Here is a 17176-nt window from a genome sequence, read left to right as displayed (position 1 = left end):
TTCTTTTAGAATTTAAGCCTAATAATTCCTTAATCTAGAAGGAATGACGCTATTAGCTAAGCTATCTTTTTGGATTAAGTTGTTCAAATCTCTTTGATAGATTTCTAAAAGATTTATCCAAGCTTTGGGGCTTAATCTATTGTTTGGGGCATAATAACGCCCTTGTGGGTTAAAGCTTTCATAAAAAGCAAGCTTAATGTCATCGTGCAAATGCGACCAGCAATGTTCTAAAAATTTTTTGCCTTTTATAGCAGGGATTTTATCGCCATAACCACCATTTATCTTTTGCACTGAATAAGGGAAATAACCTTTTAAAGTGTTTTCTTCGGGCTTATTTTCTCTTTCTTTATCTTCATTTTTATGTGAATAGGGGCTAAAACCTAGCATTAAAATATAAAATATCATCACAGCTATGGCATAATATTCATCGCTTAAATCTCTAGTTTTTGTATAATGCTCCTTACCATTCTTACTCTTCGCTCCACTCTCTAAAAGTTCTTTAGAAACAAAAGCCCCAAAACCAACTTTACATAAAAACGAGCCCATTTGATAGCTGTCAGTGTCTATCAAAAAGACTTCGTAGTTTTCATTCATCATGATATTTTTAGGGTTAATATCGCCCACTAAGATGTTTTTAGCATGTAAAATCTCTATTTTTTTAAGCCAATTAAGAGCGATAATAATTAAATCTCTTTTGGTGATATTAGGAAAAGCTGTTTTGATTTTATTCCCTGCAAACACATCTTTAAACATCATGCCATTTGCTTTTAGCATTAAGTAGCCCTTAAATCTTCTTTGCCCGTCATAAAGCAATTTTAGGGGGTAGTAAATCGCTGTGTCGTTTATAGGGTTTTGGAGCATAAAATTTAGTTTTTGTTCTAATTCTTGTAATTTTTGTTCTTTTTCTTGTGGAGTTTTATTGTCATCATTAAAGGTAAAGATTTTAGCCACTAGCTCAATAGTTTGTGTGCTAGTTTGAGATGACCCAATTTTATGTAAAATTTGCTCTAAAGCTTTTATTTTAGGCGAACTAAAAGTTTTCTGCGTAGGGGCTTTTAAAAGTTTAGCGCTAAAAAAATCTAAATTTTCTTTGTTAAAATTCTTGGATTTATTCGCATAGTGCGTAATGGATTGTTGCAAGGCTTTCTCTTTAATCTTAGTCTTAAAATTTTTTAACTCTAAAGGCGTGTTTTGATGAATTTGATGCGCATTAAAAGAAAAGCCTAAGCTACTCGCACTATTGATTATTTCATAAACTTCTCCCTCACCACCTTTATTAAGTTTTTTAGAAAGCTCTATTTTTTGATTTTTTGTTGTGAAATAGCTATTCATTAGAATTGTTAGCCATTTCTTTTAAAAATTTTAAAGCACAATGTGGGCAATTACTTTTAGCAACTTTTTGCATGCGTTTTGAGATTAGCTCTAGTCTTTTATTTGGCTTGTTTATTTCTAACATTTGTTGTTTAGACAAATGAGTAGCGTTAGTTTCATTGATTTCTTTTAAAAGCTTTTGATAATAAAAGGGGCTATTATTTTTGATAGCCTTATGCATGCGTTTTAAAGTGGGTTCTAATTTTTTACACTTTTTAAAAATCTCTAAGCGTTTCTTTAAAGATAGTTCTATTGTATTTTCTTGGACTTGCCTAACAAACAAAAAATTAAGTGAGCAATCATCAGTGGTGTTTTTCCTTAAAGTGTTGAGACAATAATTTTCTAAAAGCTCTCTTAATTTTTTTCTGCCCTTTTTATAAGAGCCGTATGTTTTATAAAACTTAAAAATATTGTCTAAAGACTTCGCAAAAATATTTTTATGCCTATTATACAAACTTACTTGAGACCCATCACTAAATAGCACAAAACCTAAGATATTATTTAACTCCCCCTTAAACAAACGCATGTCATTTAGGGCGTATTTTGAAGTTACAAATATCGTTAAATTTGCCTCGCTTTCCTTTTCTTCGCAAGAAATAGCCTTAAATTCTTTATTTTTATTAACATAGCTAATCACGCCATCGCCAATATGTCCTATGATATATTTGTTATCACAAATAGCCACAAAAAGCAAGGTGCAGGATAAATCTTTTTTTTCACAATTTAGTTCTTCTTGTAAAAAACTTAATTTCTCTAATAAAAAATCTAATAAATCTTGCTTGATTTTGAGACCATTTTCATTACCATAAAGCTCATTAAAATGTTCGCATAAATACGCACAAATATTTTGTGTAACGCACTTAGCTCCAAAATGCGATAATTTAGCACTTCCTGCCCCATCACTTAAAGCTATTGCACTCACATTATTTTTAGTTAAAAAATAGACTTTATCTTGACAAGGGGTGTTAGTTTTGATATGCCCCTTGCCTTGAATAGCAACGCTAAAATTATCGCATTTCATTTTTAATCCTTTATGGCACGACACTTCCCCAACCACTAGGATTAGGTAAATTTACAGCATTTCCAGCCGTAGAACTAGACACAACACTCACACTTTTTGAGAGCCATTGGAAAAAGGCTTTAAAGTCAAGCCCATGCAATTTCATAGGTTGTCTTAATTGGCTAAATTGTCCTAGAATTTGCATATTAGCCCCACCTATGCCAATAGGTAAGATAGTAAGCTTTTTTTGAGCCTCTAAATCACAAGTTTTTTGCGTAGCTTGGTTGATGTAATCCGTAGGTTCGCCATCAGTCATTAGCACCATAAAGGGCTGATAATAATCTATGCCATTAGATTTGTAGTAAGCCTTTCTTTTTTCTAACTCATTTAAGGCTAATTCTACGCCAGCTCCCATAGCAGTCATACCACTTGCATAAAGGGTAGGGGGCGTGAAATTGCCTTTAATAGAGCTAAAAGGCTCTAAAACTTGAGTGCTGCTATTAAAAGTTACAATGCACACTTCCGCACTATCTTTAGCGTCATCATCATCATTGATTGCTTTATAAAATTCTTGCACCCCTTTGTTTAACTCATCAATAGGAGCTCCACTCATAGAACTACTAATATCCAAACACAAGCACACCGGCACTCTTGTATTAGGATTTAGTGCCTCTTCATCGCCCTCGCTAAAGACTTCTTGTTTCTTTTCTTCATTATCTCCAAAATAATCATCAAAAACGCTATCGCTCATTTTATTCTCCTTATTATTGGTTTAAATATTGTTGCATAGGGCTTTTTTCACTCTTTAGCATTCTATGCACAGATTCTTTAAAACTTTCTTTTTTAACCCCCTCCAAGCTTTCTAAAAGCTCTATAAATTCCTTGCTCTTTAGCTCTTTGAGCAAAATATCTAGCTCTTGCATCTTAATTTAGCTCTAGCACTTCGCTTTCTTCAACTAATTTATCACTGCTATCAAAGATACCCACCACAATACTATTAGCATTGATGATTTTAATTTTCACTTGATAGTCTTCTTCAAAATCTTGTGCTGTATAAGTGATGTTTTTAACCCTCTCATCTTTAATGGCTAGTTGGTTAGACGCCCCAAAATCATCGCTTGTATAATAAATGTCAATGTTGTTATCGCTCATATAATCCAAGAAGTCTATATACTTGCTCTCAAACACGCCTTTATCAATAATTTTAGAGAATTTTTTCATTCTATCAGTGCCAATATAGAATTTAAACCCTGCCTCATCATCTTCTTTAATCTCAGAGATAATCTCAATCTTGCTAGATTTTCTGCATTCTAATAATCCAAAGGCTACACCACTTTTGCAAGTAACCACTCTAGTGAAATGCCCTTCATGCTCATAAACCCCAAGCTTTTTTTGCACACTGATAGCCTCTTTAGTGCCTAAGGGTGGATAGAGCGTGAAATCTAGCTTTTCTTTGCTCTCTTGCTCTTTTTCTTTAATAATGGCTAAAAATTCTCTCACAACAATAGGCGACCTACTCGCATTGCCCCCTAAAAAGATATGCAATTTATCTAAGCCTTGCATATAATCACTTGCTTTTCTAAAAGCCTCAAAAAAGCCCATAACGCCTTGATGGATTCGTTTTTGCAAGGTTTTATAGCACTTGTTAAAGTCAATTCTATCTAGCGGGATACTTAAAGATTGCCCCTCGTTATTTTCTAAGGTTACGCTAAAACTAGCTGGGTCTAAGCCTATGTCTAAGCCTTGCTCTAATTTTTTAATATTGTCTATGTTAAAATACTCTTCTACTAAAGGTCTTAAGCATTCTGCAATCAAAGCTAAGTTTTTTCTAGCTTGCATAGTAGGGGCGTTTCGTAAAATGCTATTTTCTAAGCCACCGGGAGTCTTCACATCAAAATTAGGCATGCAAATACAAATATTATTTTGTTGCATTATATCAATATGAGCGATAAAAATATTATAAGCTAAGAGTTCTAAAAGGTTTTCGCCCCCTAGTTTTTCATTGCCCCCTTGAGCAAAATGCACGAGTTTAAATTCCTTGCCTTTTTTATCGCTCTCTAGCCACACGCCAAAGTCAAAGTCTGTCGTGCCACCGCCAAAGTCAAACACGCCATAAAAGGTTTTGCTTTCTGCGTATTTTTCACTATAAAAGCCGTATTTGTCTAACGCAGAAATCGCATAAGCCGCAGGCTCAGTAGCCACAAATTCTACGCTTAATTGGTGTTTGTCTAGCACGCCATGGGGCAAAGACTTTTTAAGTCCTTTTTCAAAGCTTTCTAAAATCTTTTCTCTATTTTTCTTTTCGTATTTGACCGGATAGCTCAAAAGATAGTTGATATACACGCCCGTATTCATTTGGTTGATAAAGCGCCCTATATAATAAGCGTATAATTCAATGGGGTTAATATAGCTGTCTTCATCAAAAATGCTTTTAATCTCATAGCGCTCTTCGCTTTCACGCAATATCTTATCTACAATACTAATGCTTTGATTGCTCCCTGCCCATTGTTTGAGCTTAGAAAAGAAACGATAAAATTCATTAGGCTCATCGCTACTAGATTCTTTGAAGTTATGATAAGCATCATGAGCGATGATTAAATCTTCATAGTTTGTGTAGGGTCTATGCTCTTTATTGTAATAGGCGTTTAGAAAGCTATCAATATCGCAAAATTCTAAAATCGTGGGGTTTTCATAATCTTTAGGGTTGGTTTGGATATCGCTCCCTAATTTTAGAAGGCGTTTTTCGCCATTTTGCCAAATGCCCACCACCGTGCTTTTAGTGCCAAAGTCAATAGCAACATAGGCATTTTTCTGCACATCTTTACAAGCATTTCTAGCATAAATAATCTTATTAGAGTTGTCTAAAAGAAACTTCACTCTTTTTTCAGCGTTATCACTGCCTTTATAAGGGTATAAATCCCAATGCCCCACATTAAAATCTTCTAAAGTGGATTTGGGGTATTTAGGGGTTCTAATCGCCCTTGTATCAATCTCTAAAAATAAATCCATAAAAGATTCATTGGCTTCAATATTATGAATTTCTTCTGTATCTTTTTTGTTCCAATCTTTACGAGTCTTAGAGCTCTCATTTTCTGAATTATTAGCTAATGTTTTGAGCTCTTGATAAAGCGGTTCGTCTTCATCTTCTAATAGTTCTAAAACAAGCTCTTCAGCTTTGATAATATCTTCATATTCTTGCATTCTTACTTTCCTTTTAATAAAATTAATGACATAAGCTATTAAACGCTCACAAAAAGCTTTCACAAAAAGCCTTTTTAAATCTTTACAAGGCTTTGATAAGTTTTTGTGCTATCTTTAAACCCTAATAAAAGCACTTCTTTTATAGGATTGCCACTCATTCCGCTTGCTCCTATGCTAACATGCTTGCTAGATTCATATCTATCTCCTTGTTGTGTAATAAGTCTTTCAAGATTAAAATCTTGTGTGAAGACTTCAAAAAGTTTTTCAAAATAAGCTTTTAAGGGTGTGATGTCTTCGTTCTTTTTGGCTCTGGCTTTGATTTGTTCATAAAAATTCCCTAAAACATTAGGGGCATAGAGCGTTTTAAAGAAATTGATAGCGTTATTGTCCTTGATAGTTAAAAAGCATTTTTTAAAATCACTATCTAGTTGTTTGTAGCCCTCATACAAATTGACAAAAAATTCTTTTCTTAAGTTTTCGTGCTGTTGTTCTAAGGCGAATAAATTTTGCTCGGTATTTTTGAGTAAGCTTGTTGTGTTTTTTAGTGTCTCTGTAGTGTCTTGCAACTCTTGTTGCGTGTCTTTTAAATTGTCTTTAGTAGTCTGCAAATCGTTTTGCGTAGCTTTTAATTCACTCTTTGTATAGTTCAAATCACTATCAAGCCTTTTAATCTCATTTTCTTGTTGATTGAGAGTCTTTTTTAAATGCTCTTTGTCATTTTCTAAACTTGTTGCGCGAATTTTCTCTTGGTGTAGTTTGTTCTCTTTATCTTTTAGCTCTCGTGCAAGGTCTTTGGTTTGGCTCTCAAGCTTGTTGATTTCTTTTTCCAAACTTTCATAATCTTTTTTAAACTGATTATATTCTTTGTTAAGCTTATTCCCCATTGTTTTACATTTATCATGTTCTTTTTCTAGCTTTTTATACTCGTGCTTTAGCTCATCATATTTTTGCTCTAGTCTTTTTGGGTCTTTTTTAGAAAAAGGTGCTAGAAATTTGTCTAAAAAACCTTCTTGCTGAACATTGTTAAAGAAATCATTAATCTTGTTATTTTGATTTTCCAACTTTGTGTTAACTCTTGCTTCAATCTCGCTTAGTTCATGGTGTAGGTAGCTTTTGATTTTTTCTTCAAGATTAGATATAAGACTAGGCAAATATTTTTCAATACTCTTTCCTATTTCTATCTCTATTTTTGGCATTGTTGGTGCGTGTTGGTTTGGGGCTGTTTCTTGAGAGGCTAGGGCATTATTATTATTTGTTTCACTCTCTTTTTTCTTGAGGTTTGCATTATCTGGCAGATTGTTTTTCATTTCTCTTTCTCCATTTTTTTCTTCTTTTTGCTCTGCATTCATTCCATAGCATTTTGCTACATGTTCATTAACTTTCATTTTTTCTCCTTATCTGCGCCATTTAGGCTTTCTTTTGGGTTGTAACTCTGTAGTTGGTTTTTCTGCAATATCTATGCTCTTAGCGATGAAACTTGACTCATTATTTTGAGTGCTTATTTCATTTGCTAGAGATGTTTGGCATATTTGGTTATCAAGAGACTTTTTCAAGGCGTTAAGTTCTTGTTGTAACGCTTGATTTTTAGACTCCAAATTAGCGTTCATTGTTTTTAAAAAGTCAATTTTTCTTTCCAATGCCTCTATTTTTACTTCGTATTTTTCATGCACTTTTATTCCTTGTTCTTTTTGATTATGGTGGGTTTTTTCAAGCATAAATTTGATTTCTTTTAGCTCTTTATAATCTTGTTCTAATTGAGAGTATTCTTCTTGTAATTTTTCATAGTTATGTTTTTCAAGCTGTAGTTGGCTTGATAAATCTTGTGTGTTTTGTTTTTTTAAATGGGCTTGCTCTCTTTTATGTCTTGAATTTAGGCTTTTGTTTTTAGCCTTTATGTTTTCAAGCTCTTTTTCTAAATTCTTTTTAATATTTTCTTGAGATTGGAGTTGTTGTTTAAGTTTTTTATATTCTTTGTTAAGCTCTTTGCCTTTTGATTTGAAATCTTCAAACTCTTGTTCTAATTTTTTATACGAATCTTCATATTTTTTGATAACGCTATTGGCATTAGAGACCTTCAAATCCCCTTTAGCATCAAGCTCAAATTTTAAAAGAGCGCTATTTTGAGTGAAGTTCTTATCCAATTCATGCAAGATATGAGCAAAAAAGCTTGCATTTTCTTCTACAAATTCTAAGAGTGTTTTTAGCTCTTGTTTGTTTAAACTTTGAGTGATAGACTTTAAAGCCATAAATCACCCAATAAATGGCGTGTGTCTAGTTTTCTCTTGGGGGGGGGGGTGATTAGTGGAAAAATGCTTTTGTTTATAACAATCATTAAATATTTTACCCTTGAATTTCTGCTTAAGAAAGTGATAGTAATATATTTTTCTAAACAAAGAGTAACAAAAAATGTTTTTATGGTTATTATTTTTATTTATTCTATAATATTTATTTAATATGGAGTTTTAATGCAATGATTCTTGGTTTCTATTTTTGTATTTTATTTTCCCTAGAGCTACCAATTTTATCAATATGGGACAAACAACCATAAAATACGAACACTCCATTATGATATAAAAAAGTAAGCAAACGATTAAAAAGTCAAAAGTCAGCCTAAAATCTCTCTATTCCCTTTAGCGTTCCTTGGGGATAAAAAGCCTTGGGCCTCTAATTCATCAGTAATGGTGGCAGCTTGGTTGTAGCCGATTTTTAGCTTTCGTTGCAAAAAGCTTGTGGAAGTGTTTTTTTCTTCTAAAATCACGGCTTTAGCTCTCTCCATAATATCCCCATTTTGATTGCTAGAGGCACTTAAAGGCATGCGAGATTCTTCTAATAAGAAATTTTTATCGTATTCTACTTCTCTTTGGGCTTTAATGAAGTCTACAATGTTTTTAATCTCTTCTTCACTAGCAAAAGGCGCATGCAATCTTACAAGCCCTACACTCCCAGGTGGGGTAAAGAGCATATCACCTCTTCCTAACAAACTCTGAGCCCCATCAGTATCTAAAATCACTTTAGAATCAATTTTAGTGCCTACTCTAAAGCTCACTCTTGAGGGTAAGTTGGTTTTAATCAAACCGGTTACGACATCTACGCTTGGGCGTTGGGTCGCTACAATTAAATGCAGGCCACTCGCTCGCCCCATTTGCGCAATTCGTGCGATAGGAAATTCTGCCTCTTTGCCCCCTGTCATCATTAAATCCGCTAATTCATCAATCACCACAACCAAATAGGGGAATGGCTCAACGCCATTATTTTTGGCTTGTTCGTTATAAGAATCTATGGTTTTAACCTTGTATTCACTCATTAAAGAGTATCTTCTTTCCATTTCTTTAGCTACGCTTTGCAAGGCTCCTATAGCTTTTTTGGGGTCAGTAATAATAGGGGTGAGTAAATGCGGAATATCTGCATAAATGCTAAATTCTACCATTTTGGGGTCTATCATCACAAGCTTTAATTGCTCAGGGGGGTTTTTATAGAGCAAGGATAAAATCATCGCATTCACCCCCACGCTTTTACCACTTCCTGTAGTGCCAGCAATAAGTAGGTGGGGGAGCTTTTTTAAATCCGTGATGAAAGGGTTACCCACAATGTCCTTGCCTAGAGCTAGAGTTAAGGGCGAGCTAGATTTTTGAAACAATTCGCTCTCTAAAATCTCTCTTAGATAAATGATTTGGCTTTGAGAATTAGGAATCTCAATGCCGACTACATCTTTGCCCTTAATAGGGGCTTGGATACGAATAGATTCCGCACATAAAGTCATGGCTAAATCATCGCTTAAGCCAGAAATACGGCTCACTTTCACATTAGGGGCTGGGCGAAACTCAAAGGTTGTAACAATAGGGCCTGAATAGGTGCGCACAATATCGCCATCAATTTTAAAGGTGCGGAGTTTGCTTAATAAATCTTGGATTTTTTGGTCAATTTCGTTTTCATCTAGTGAGATAGATTGTGTGGGGATTGTATTTAGTAAGGTTATAGAGGGAAGTTCGTAATCTTTGGGTTTTTCTATCTTTTCATTATAGTCTAGGGCATCTAGCATTTCTCTATTTTCGCTTAACTCTTTGATTAAAACATGTTTTTTAGGGGTGTTGGTGCTTTCTGTGGTTGGCTCTTGCTTATTTATGATGTTTGGGTTTTCTTGGTTTCTCTCATCTTGTATTTTGCTTTCTTCTTTTTGGGTTTGCATTAAATTGGGTTGTTCTAAGAGTTCTTTTTCTTTAGGGGTTTTAGGGCTTTCTTCTAAGGTGTTTGTAATGGTGTCGTTTATATTTTCATTATCATGTGTTTTTTGATGATTTTCTTTTTCAAAAGAAGTTTCAAGTAATGTCATGTCTTCTTTAGGGCTTGTTTCTTCTTTTTTAATAGGCGCTTTTTCTTTTTTAACTTCTGTTGTAATCTCTTTTTGGGTGTGCGTTGTTGGGCTAATTTGAGCCTTTGGGCTAACTTGTGGCGGGGTAACTTGCTTGGCTTGACTTTCTGCTTGGTTGTAATCTTTATCAATGAGCTTATTTCTATTAGGATAAATCACAAAATCAGTAGGCACATTAGAAGAGATTTGAACTGAGCCTTTGGGGGATTCTAGGTTGTTTAGGGTGCTATTATAGGGAGTAGGAATAGCAATAAGGGGGTCGTTATTTAAGGGTTCTTTAGGCTCGTTTGATTCTTGCAAATCTTCTTTTGTGATTTGTGGTTTTGTTTTTTCAATAGGGGGTAATTCTAATTCATCTAAACTATGAGGCAAATGTGAATCTCTTTTAGGGATAAAAGCTTGCAAACATTGCTCATAAACTTGTTTTAAAAAGGATTGTAATTTTAGAATATAGGGGGTAAAAATACTCTTTGAAGGCAATTTAAACAAAATGAGATAAGAAATTAATGCCATTAAAAAAATGAGTATATCAATGCCAAAATTCCCTATAAAAGGGCGTAAGAACAAGCACACGCTATTACCAATTTCGCCTTTATCAAAAAGGTTAGATTGTAAGAGCAATAGGGATAAAACCCCTAATAAATGCCCCAAAGTTTTTTCAAGTGTTTTTTCTATGGTAGAAATAGGGGGGGCGCTTTTGTATAAAAAGACTAAAAAATAGATTAAATAAGGCAAATTAAAAAGCGCTAAATACCCAAAATATTCTTTATTAAGCGTAGCAAACCACACCCCAAAACGCCCCACTAATCCGCTATTGCCTAGCCATGAAGACAGGGTTAGAAACACTAAAATCGCCCCCAAAATTAAAGCTAAGTAAAGTTTTTTAGATTTCATCTATTACACATATCTTTAAAAGAGCAAAAATCACAAGCTTTAGTTTCTAAAGTCTTAGAAAAATCAATTTCTTGCTTGAGTAGGGGGATAAGAGTATGCTCTAAATAATTCATTTTAGCCCTTAAGATAAGCTCCTCTTCTTCCACTAACTCACCCCTTCTTAAATCATAAAAGAACGCTTTTATAGGCTCTTTATAACCTAGATTTTTAAGAGCAAACGCATAAATAGCCATTTGATAATCCGTGCAAGTTTCAAGCATTTCATCTATAGAAGTTTTAATTACGCTTGGTTCTACTTTGGATTTGAATTTATAGTCTAGTAAAAGGGTGCTATGATGATTATCTTCATCAATTCTATCTATGCGTCCTTTGAAAGTAATGCCATTAATGGTTGTTTCAAAGCCTTTTTCAAGCTCAAGGATATTGATTTGTTGGTTAAAGCGTTGTTGCTCGTTAGCATAAAAGGCTTGGATTTTTTTAATGGCTACAAGAGTGTCTAAACGCTCTTTTTGGGTGATATTTTCTTTTTTTTCCAAGAGCTGAGTAAGCCTTTCTTCTAATAAATGGGGGTTTTTGTTGTTTTCATACGCCATTTTTAACAATTCATGGAGCAAACTACCCACAGCACTATTAGTTTCTTCTTTGGGGCTTTCTCTAAATTGCTTGATATAGTAATAATAGAATTGACGCTTACAAGTTAAAAAAGTGTTTAGTGAACTAGCACTAAAACAAAAATCTTTAGAAATAGTGTCAATGATTTCTTCTTCTTGATAGGCTTTAAGAGTGCTTTTTGCAAAAAGCGTGTAAGCGTCTCTTATAGGCTCTAAGTCTAGTTCTAATTCCAAAAGCATGCTAGAGACTTTTGAAGTTTCGCTCTCTATATAAGAAAGCACAATTTCTTTAGAGTTTTTAAAGAGCTGGTAATAGTAGTGTTTTTGTAAGTTTTTCTTATCTAATAAAGTGGGCAAGCCAAGTAATTTTCTCAAATTAGAGTTTAAAAACAAGTCGCAATCTTTAAGATTAGGCACATTAGCTTCATTAAAATTAGCAATAACGATTTTTTCAAAATGCATGCCCCTTGTTTCTAGGGTATCCATAACACGCACCTTACCTCCACTAGAATCATCTAGGCGATAATTCTCTTCAAACTCTTGCAAATACAAACGCAATAAATCCTTAAAACTATAGTTTTTAAGCGTATCTTGTAATAAATGATAGTGGTGCATGATTTTAGAATGTGTTTCTTTTAAAAGGGTGCGTTCTTTGGAGCTTTGCTTTTCTAAAAGTGAAAGCGTGAGATTTTCTAAATGAACTAAGGGGGTCAAGTTATTATTAAAATCATTCTCTTCTAATTTTTCTAATTCATTCTTAAGCTCTGTGTAATAAGGGCAATTTTTAGCCCCCAAGCCCATAGCAAAATTCAAATTATTATGCTTGTCTAAGAGTTTTAAAAAAGGCAAAAAATCAGCATCTGGAGTGATAATCGCCATTTTATTAGGGTCGTTATTTTTTTGCAAATACTCTTCTATGGTTTGTAAAATCAAGGCACTTTGTTTTAAGGGGCTAGAGTTTGCATAAAGGCGTGGTTCTATTTTTTTGGTATTAGGAGTTGCAGAAAGGATTTTTTGACTTTTAAAATCTATAGAATAATCACAATCTACTTCTAATTTCAAATTTAAAAATTCTAAAAATTTTTGATTGTATTTATCGCAAGTGATGTGTAGAGTAATAGGCACTAAGTGGGCGACTTCTAGCAAACATTGTCTTTCAAAAACGCTCATAAAGCCGTCTAAATGCCATTCAATAGATGAAAAATGGGTGAAAAATTCTTCTAAAAGCTTTGGTTTTTCTTGCATAATCTTGTCATAAAGCCCTAGTTTTTCTAGCTTTTTGACATAGCGTTGATAAATCATTTCTAAGACTTCTAAATGCTGTTCGTAGTCTAAGTAAGTGTCTTTAAGAGAAATTTCATTAAGTTTAATGCAAGCTGAGCTTAATTCATCAAACAAATCAAATAAAAAAGAAGTGCTTTCTAAGTATCCCAAAAAGCTGTTTTCAAAAAGCAAAAGCCCTTCAAGCATAGCACTTTTTTCTCTAGCAATTTCTTTAATGGTGTCTATCATTAAAATTTGACGCACGCTTTGAGGAATTTTCTTTTTATTAGGCACATAAAAAGCTTGTTCAAAAAAGCCCCCCATACTCATGGCATTTGGCAAAAACCCTTCGCCTTGCTCTAAATAGAAGTTTTTTAAACGCCTTGTAGAGCTAAAAACAAATAGGGGGGCTTTTTGTGAAAAAAGTTTTTCTAAATTCATGCGTTGAGTAATTCTTTAGTTTGAGTAATAATATTTTCAATATTAAAGCCAAATTTTTCAAAGAGCTTATCGCCCTTACCTGAACTTCCAAAACAATCCATGCTAATGACTTTATCAGCAAAACGATACCATTCTAAACCACGACTTGCCTCAACGACTAAGACTTTACCCTTAAAAAGCTCTTTAAAATAGCTTTCATCTTGTTCTATGAGTAAGTCAAAGCATGGCACACTCACTACTTGAGCTTGGATATTAACTTGTTCTAATTTTTTAGCACTCTCTAGAGCGAGAGATACTTCGCTCCCACTTGCAACAAGCGTGATTACAGGGTTTTTAGCGTGGCGTTTAACATACGCCCCTTTTAAAACTTGCTCCTTAGACACTTCATTAAGCACAGGCAAGTTTTGGCGAGATAAAATAAAGCCACTAGGGGCATTTAGGCTTAATGCCACCTGCATGCAAGCGGTATTTTCAAAAGCATCGCTTGGTCTAAAAGCATAGAAATTAACTAAAGAGCGTAAATGGCTTAGTTGCTCTATAGGCTGGTGTGTAGCTCCATCTTCACCCACACCGATACTATCATGCGTAAAAATAAAAAGGGCTTTTAACTTCATCAAAGCGCTTAAACGCATGCTTGGCATTAAATAATCGCTAAATACAAAAAAGGTCGCACAAAATGGCACAAATAAGCCATAAGTAGCTAGAGCATTAGTAATAGCCCCCATGGCATGCTCTCTAATTCCAAAATGCAAGTTTTGTCCTAATGGAAAATCACTAGAATGTTTTAAATGCGTGTTATTAGAAGGGGCTAAATCCGCACTCCCCCCTAAAAAGCCTTCATATTCTTTAGCAATAGCGTTTAAAATCATTCCATTACTCACTCTAGTGGCTAGGCTCTCGCCTTCTTTAAAAGTGGGGTAGTTGATAGTATTAAAATCAAAATTCTTTAAAGCATGAATTTTTTCTTTTAGGCTAGGGCTTAAGGATTTTTCCCATAAAGCTTCTAAGCTAATGCCCCTAACCTTTACATCTTCAAAATGCATTCTAACTTTTGAATCAATGACAAAACTTTCATTAGGATTGAAATGAGCGTTTTCTTTGGATTGTTTTAAAACTTCTTTATTTAAGGGTGAACCATGCGTTTTTTCACTTCCTTCTAAGCCAATAGCCCCCTTGCCAATAATTGTGTGGGCGATTAAAAGAGTGGGTTTAGTGGCTTTTTTAGCCTCTTTCAAGGCGTCATTAATGGCTTGATAGTTATGCCCATCGCATTCTAGCACTTCCCAATTTTGGGCTAAAAAACGCTTTTTGACATCTTCGCTAAAGCTGATTTGAGTAGAGCCTTCAATACTAATTTGGTTGCTATCATAAATTACAATAAGATTATTAAGGTTATGATGTCCCGCTAGAGACGCACTCTCATAGCTAATGCCTTCTTGCAAATCCCCATCCCCGCACAAACAATAAATCTTATGAGAAATGACTTCTTTATTCAAAAGGTTTTGAGCGTATTTACTAGCCATGCTAAAGCCCACAGCATTAGCAAAGCCTTGCCCTAAAGGACCTGTAGTGATTTCAATGCCTTCTGTGTGGTGTAATTCGGGGTGTCCCGGAGTAATAGAATCTAATTGCCTAAAATTCTTTAAATCTTCTAGGCTTAAATTAAAACCCCATAAATGCAGTAGGCTATAAGCTAACGCACTTGCATGCCCCCCACTAAAAACTAATCTATCTCTATTAAGCCATTTAGGGTTAGTAGGATTAAGATTTAAATGCAAGCCTAAAACTACCATTATATCAGCTAACCCCAAGCACACGCCAGGATGCCCACTATTAGCCTTATCCACCATGTCTGCACACAAAAAGCGTAGTGTGGTAGCCATGTTTTTTAATTGTTCTAAATCAGCGTTACTAAATTGCATAAATTTTTCCATTTTTAAAGTTTTTTAGGGTTCATTTTAACACAAATTACCTAAAATCTCTTTGGCAATTAAAATGTCTTTTTGAATTTGGTTTTTAAGCTCTTTTAAGGAATTAAAGGGCATGTTATCTCTTATCTTTTCTACAAATTGCAGAGTGAGTTCTTTAGGTGGGTTTTCTATTGTCCTATCAAGCACATGGCATTCTATGGCGAAGTTTTTATCCGTGCTCAAGCGATTGCCCAAAAAACTCACGCTTTTATCAATTTGATTCTCAATCTTAGCTAAGCTTGCATACACTCCAAAGCTAGGAAGAATAAAATCTTTTGTTTTCAAATTTAAAGTAGGCACTAATTCTTTATGCCCTAAGCCTTGTCCCTTAATGACTTCTCCAAGCACTTCATAATGCCTACCTAAGAGTTTGTTAGCTAAAAGCAAGTCCCCATTATTTAAGGCTAGTTTTATCATTTTAGAATGCACGCTAACATTTTCAATCTTCACTTCAGGCACAATAATAGTCTCTTTGAAATGCTCTTTTAAAAATAAGGCATCATTTTCTCGTTTGTATCCAAACCTAAAATCATAGCCTACCACTAGGCGTTCTAAATGTGGAAACTTGTTTTTTAAAAGCTCTAAAAATTCTAAAGCACTCAAATGCGAAATTTTTTCCAAAAACACAAAAAATAAGGGCATATCAATGAGTTTAGAGCGATAGTTTAGGGGGGTTAAATATGGTCTAGTGTAATTTTCTTTTTCTATGATTAAAAGCGCTTTTGGTTCTTTTAATTCTCTAAAAAGAGCCTTATGCCCTAAATGCAAGCCATCAAATTTACCGATAGCTAGGCTTTTAATCTTAGGTTCGCTTGAAATGGATAAAAAATTCAACATTCCCGTTTTTACCTTTCACTAAGCTTTCTTGAATATTTAAGACTTGCATATTCTGTGTTTTTAAATAGTTTTTAAAGTTTTCTAAGGCGTTAAAAATGGCTTTTGTATCCATAACAACCCCCTTTTTATTGCGTTTAATCTCTCTACCCACTTCAAATTGTGGTTTGAAAAGCACCAAAAACTCACCGCTTAAAGCTAAAATCGCTTCTAAAATACAATATAATGAAATAAAGCTCACATCACAAAGCAATAAATCAATTTTTTCTAGTGTTTTAAAGGCTCTAATATCGCATTCTTCATAACACTCTATGCGCTTGTTATTTTTCAAACTCTCATCTAATTGCATTTTCCCCACATCAACGCACAGCACTTTTTGAGCTCCTTTTAAAAGAGAGACTTCGCTAAAGCCCCCCTTACTCGCTCCTACATCTAAAATAATCTTATTCTTAAAATCTATGTTATGGGTTTCTAAAAAAGCCCCTAATTTTTCCCCAGCTCTACTGACAAACAGATTTTTAGCGATTAACTCAACTTCATCGCTATCTTTAATGATAAAAGATGGTTTAGAGATTACTACCTTATTGACTAAAACTTGTTTTTTTAAAATTAAAGCCTTAGCCTTTTCTCTGCTACTCACTAATTTTTTGTTAAATAAGGTGTAATCTAATCGCATTTTTTAGAATTGTGGCAAAGGAACTTGATAGGCAAAATTAAAAATAATCGTGCCTAGATTATAAGCATCTAGTTCTAATTTAGCCTCTTTGACTGCTAAATAATCTAATTTAGGAAAGGCAAGCAAAAAGGCTCTGCTCCATTTGTTTGTAGTCTCTAAAATGCCATCAAATTCTTCCTTATTGACTTCACGCTCCCATAAAGGTTCAACACCAATAGGCTTTCTGCCAAAAAGCTTATAAGAGATATAATCATTATTAAGCCATTCTTGATTTTGCGTGAAAATTTCCACTAAAAAATACTCATGGTAGTGATAAGTGCCATTATCCACATCATTTAAATGCGTAGCAATAGCAGTGATGATAGGGACATTGTCTTGAGTAATTTCGCCTTTTCTGCTTGCTTGAATCTTTTTTTCTTGCACAAAATCTAGCGTGTAAGTGTCTTCGCTAAAATTACTCACACACCCACAAAAAAAGAGCAAAAAAAAGCAAGTTTTCAAGAAGTTTTGCAAAATCAAATCCCTTGTTAAGATGAAGAGCAATTT

13 protein-coding genes are annotated in these 17176 nt (G+C 34.1%); all 13 read right to left on the bottom strand.

All coding sequences use genetic code 11. The annotated features are described in order from the left end of the window. Positions 1-18: 18 nt before the first annotated feature. Positions 19-1332, bottom strand: a complete 1314-nt coding sequence (locus HCW_RS06855) for a protein kinase (protein ID WP_014661499.1) — start codon at positions 1330-1332, stop codon at positions 19-21. After that, on the bottom strand, positions 1325-2392 hold the full coding sequence (locus HCW_RS06850; RefSeq protein ID WP_014661498.1) for a PP2C family serine/threonine-protein phosphatase: 1068 nt from the start codon (positions 2390-2392) through the stop codon (positions 1325-1327). The genes HCW_RS06855 and HCW_RS06850 overlap by 8 nt, the downstream gene beginning before the upstream one ends. Positions 2393-2402: 10 nt before the next feature. Then, positions 2403-3122: a vWA domain-containing protein gene (locus HCW_RS06845; protein WP_014661497.1), complete on the bottom strand. Its 720-nt coding sequence runs from the start codon at positions 3120-3122 to the stop codon at positions 2403-2405. A 13-nt stretch (positions 3123-3135) separates the two neighbouring features. Beyond that, positions 3136-3294, bottom strand: a complete 159-nt coding sequence (locus HCW_RS09475) for a hypothetical protein (RefSeq protein ID WP_155802257.1) — start codon at positions 3292-3294, stop codon at positions 3136-3138. 1 nt (position 3295) lies between these two features. Next, entirely contained in the window at positions 3296-5572 is a 2277-nt protein-coding gene (locus HCW_RS06840; protein WP_155802255.1) for a hypothetical protein, read from the bottom strand. Positions 5573-5646: 74 nt separating this feature from the next. Continuing rightward, complete coding sequence (locus HCW_RS06835) at positions 5647-6957, bottom strand: hypothetical protein (RefSeq protein ID WP_014661495.1); 1311 nt, start codon at positions 6955-6957, stop codon at positions 5647-5649. A gap of 9 nt (positions 6958-6966) precedes the next feature. Next, a complete protein-coding gene (locus HCW_RS06830) occupies positions 6967-7818 on the bottom strand; it encodes a coiled-coil domain-containing protein (RefSeq protein ID WP_014661494.1) in 852 nt (283 codons plus the stop codon). 359 nt (positions 7819-8177) lie between these two features. Next, entirely contained in the window at positions 8178-10835 is a 2658-nt protein-coding gene (locus HCW_RS06825; RefSeq protein ID WP_014661493.1) for a DNA translocase FtsK, read from the bottom strand. Further along, positions 10832-13150, bottom strand: a complete 2319-nt coding sequence (locus tag HCW_RS06820; protein WP_014661492.1) for a PD-(D/E)XK nuclease family protein — start codon at positions 13148-13150, stop codon at positions 10832-10834. Before HCW_RS06820 ends, HCW_RS06825 begins: the two co-directional genes overlap by 4 nt. After that, positions 13147-15072, bottom strand: a complete 1926-nt coding sequence (tkt, locus tag HCW_RS06815) for a transketolase (protein WP_014661491.1) — start codon at positions 15070-15072, stop codon at positions 13147-13149. The genes HCW_RS06820 and tkt overlap by 4 nt, the downstream gene beginning before the upstream one ends. A 36-nt stretch (positions 15073-15108) precedes the next feature. After that, the gene (locus HCW_RS06810) at positions 15109-15957 is read right to left on the bottom strand and encodes a bifunctional riboflavin kinase/FAD synthetase (RefSeq protein ID WP_014661490.1); all 849 of its coding nucleotides are present in this window, start codon (positions 15955-15957) and stop codon (positions 15109-15111) included. After that, positions 15923-16630, bottom strand: a complete 708-nt coding sequence (locus HCW_RS06805; protein ID WP_014661489.1) for a TlyA family RNA methyltransferase — start codon at positions 16628-16630, stop codon at positions 15923-15925. Before HCW_RS06805 ends, HCW_RS06810 begins: the two co-directional genes overlap by 35 nt. Before the next feature lie 3 nt (positions 16631-16633). After that, entirely contained in the window at positions 16634-17149 is a 516-nt protein-coding gene (locus HCW_RS06800) for a hypothetical protein (RefSeq protein ID WP_196794380.1), read from the bottom strand. Positions 17150-17176: the final 27 nt, after the last annotated feature.

Origin of the sequence: Helicobacter cetorum MIT 00-7128 (genome assembly GCF_000259255.1) — a bacterium.
Taxonomy (GTDB): domain Bacteria; phylum Campylobacterota; class Campylobacteria; order Campylobacterales; family Helicobacteraceae; genus Helicobacter; species Helicobacter cetorum_B.
Note: the sequence above shows the minus strand (reverse complement) of the source record. Positions and strands in the feature narration are given on the sequence as shown.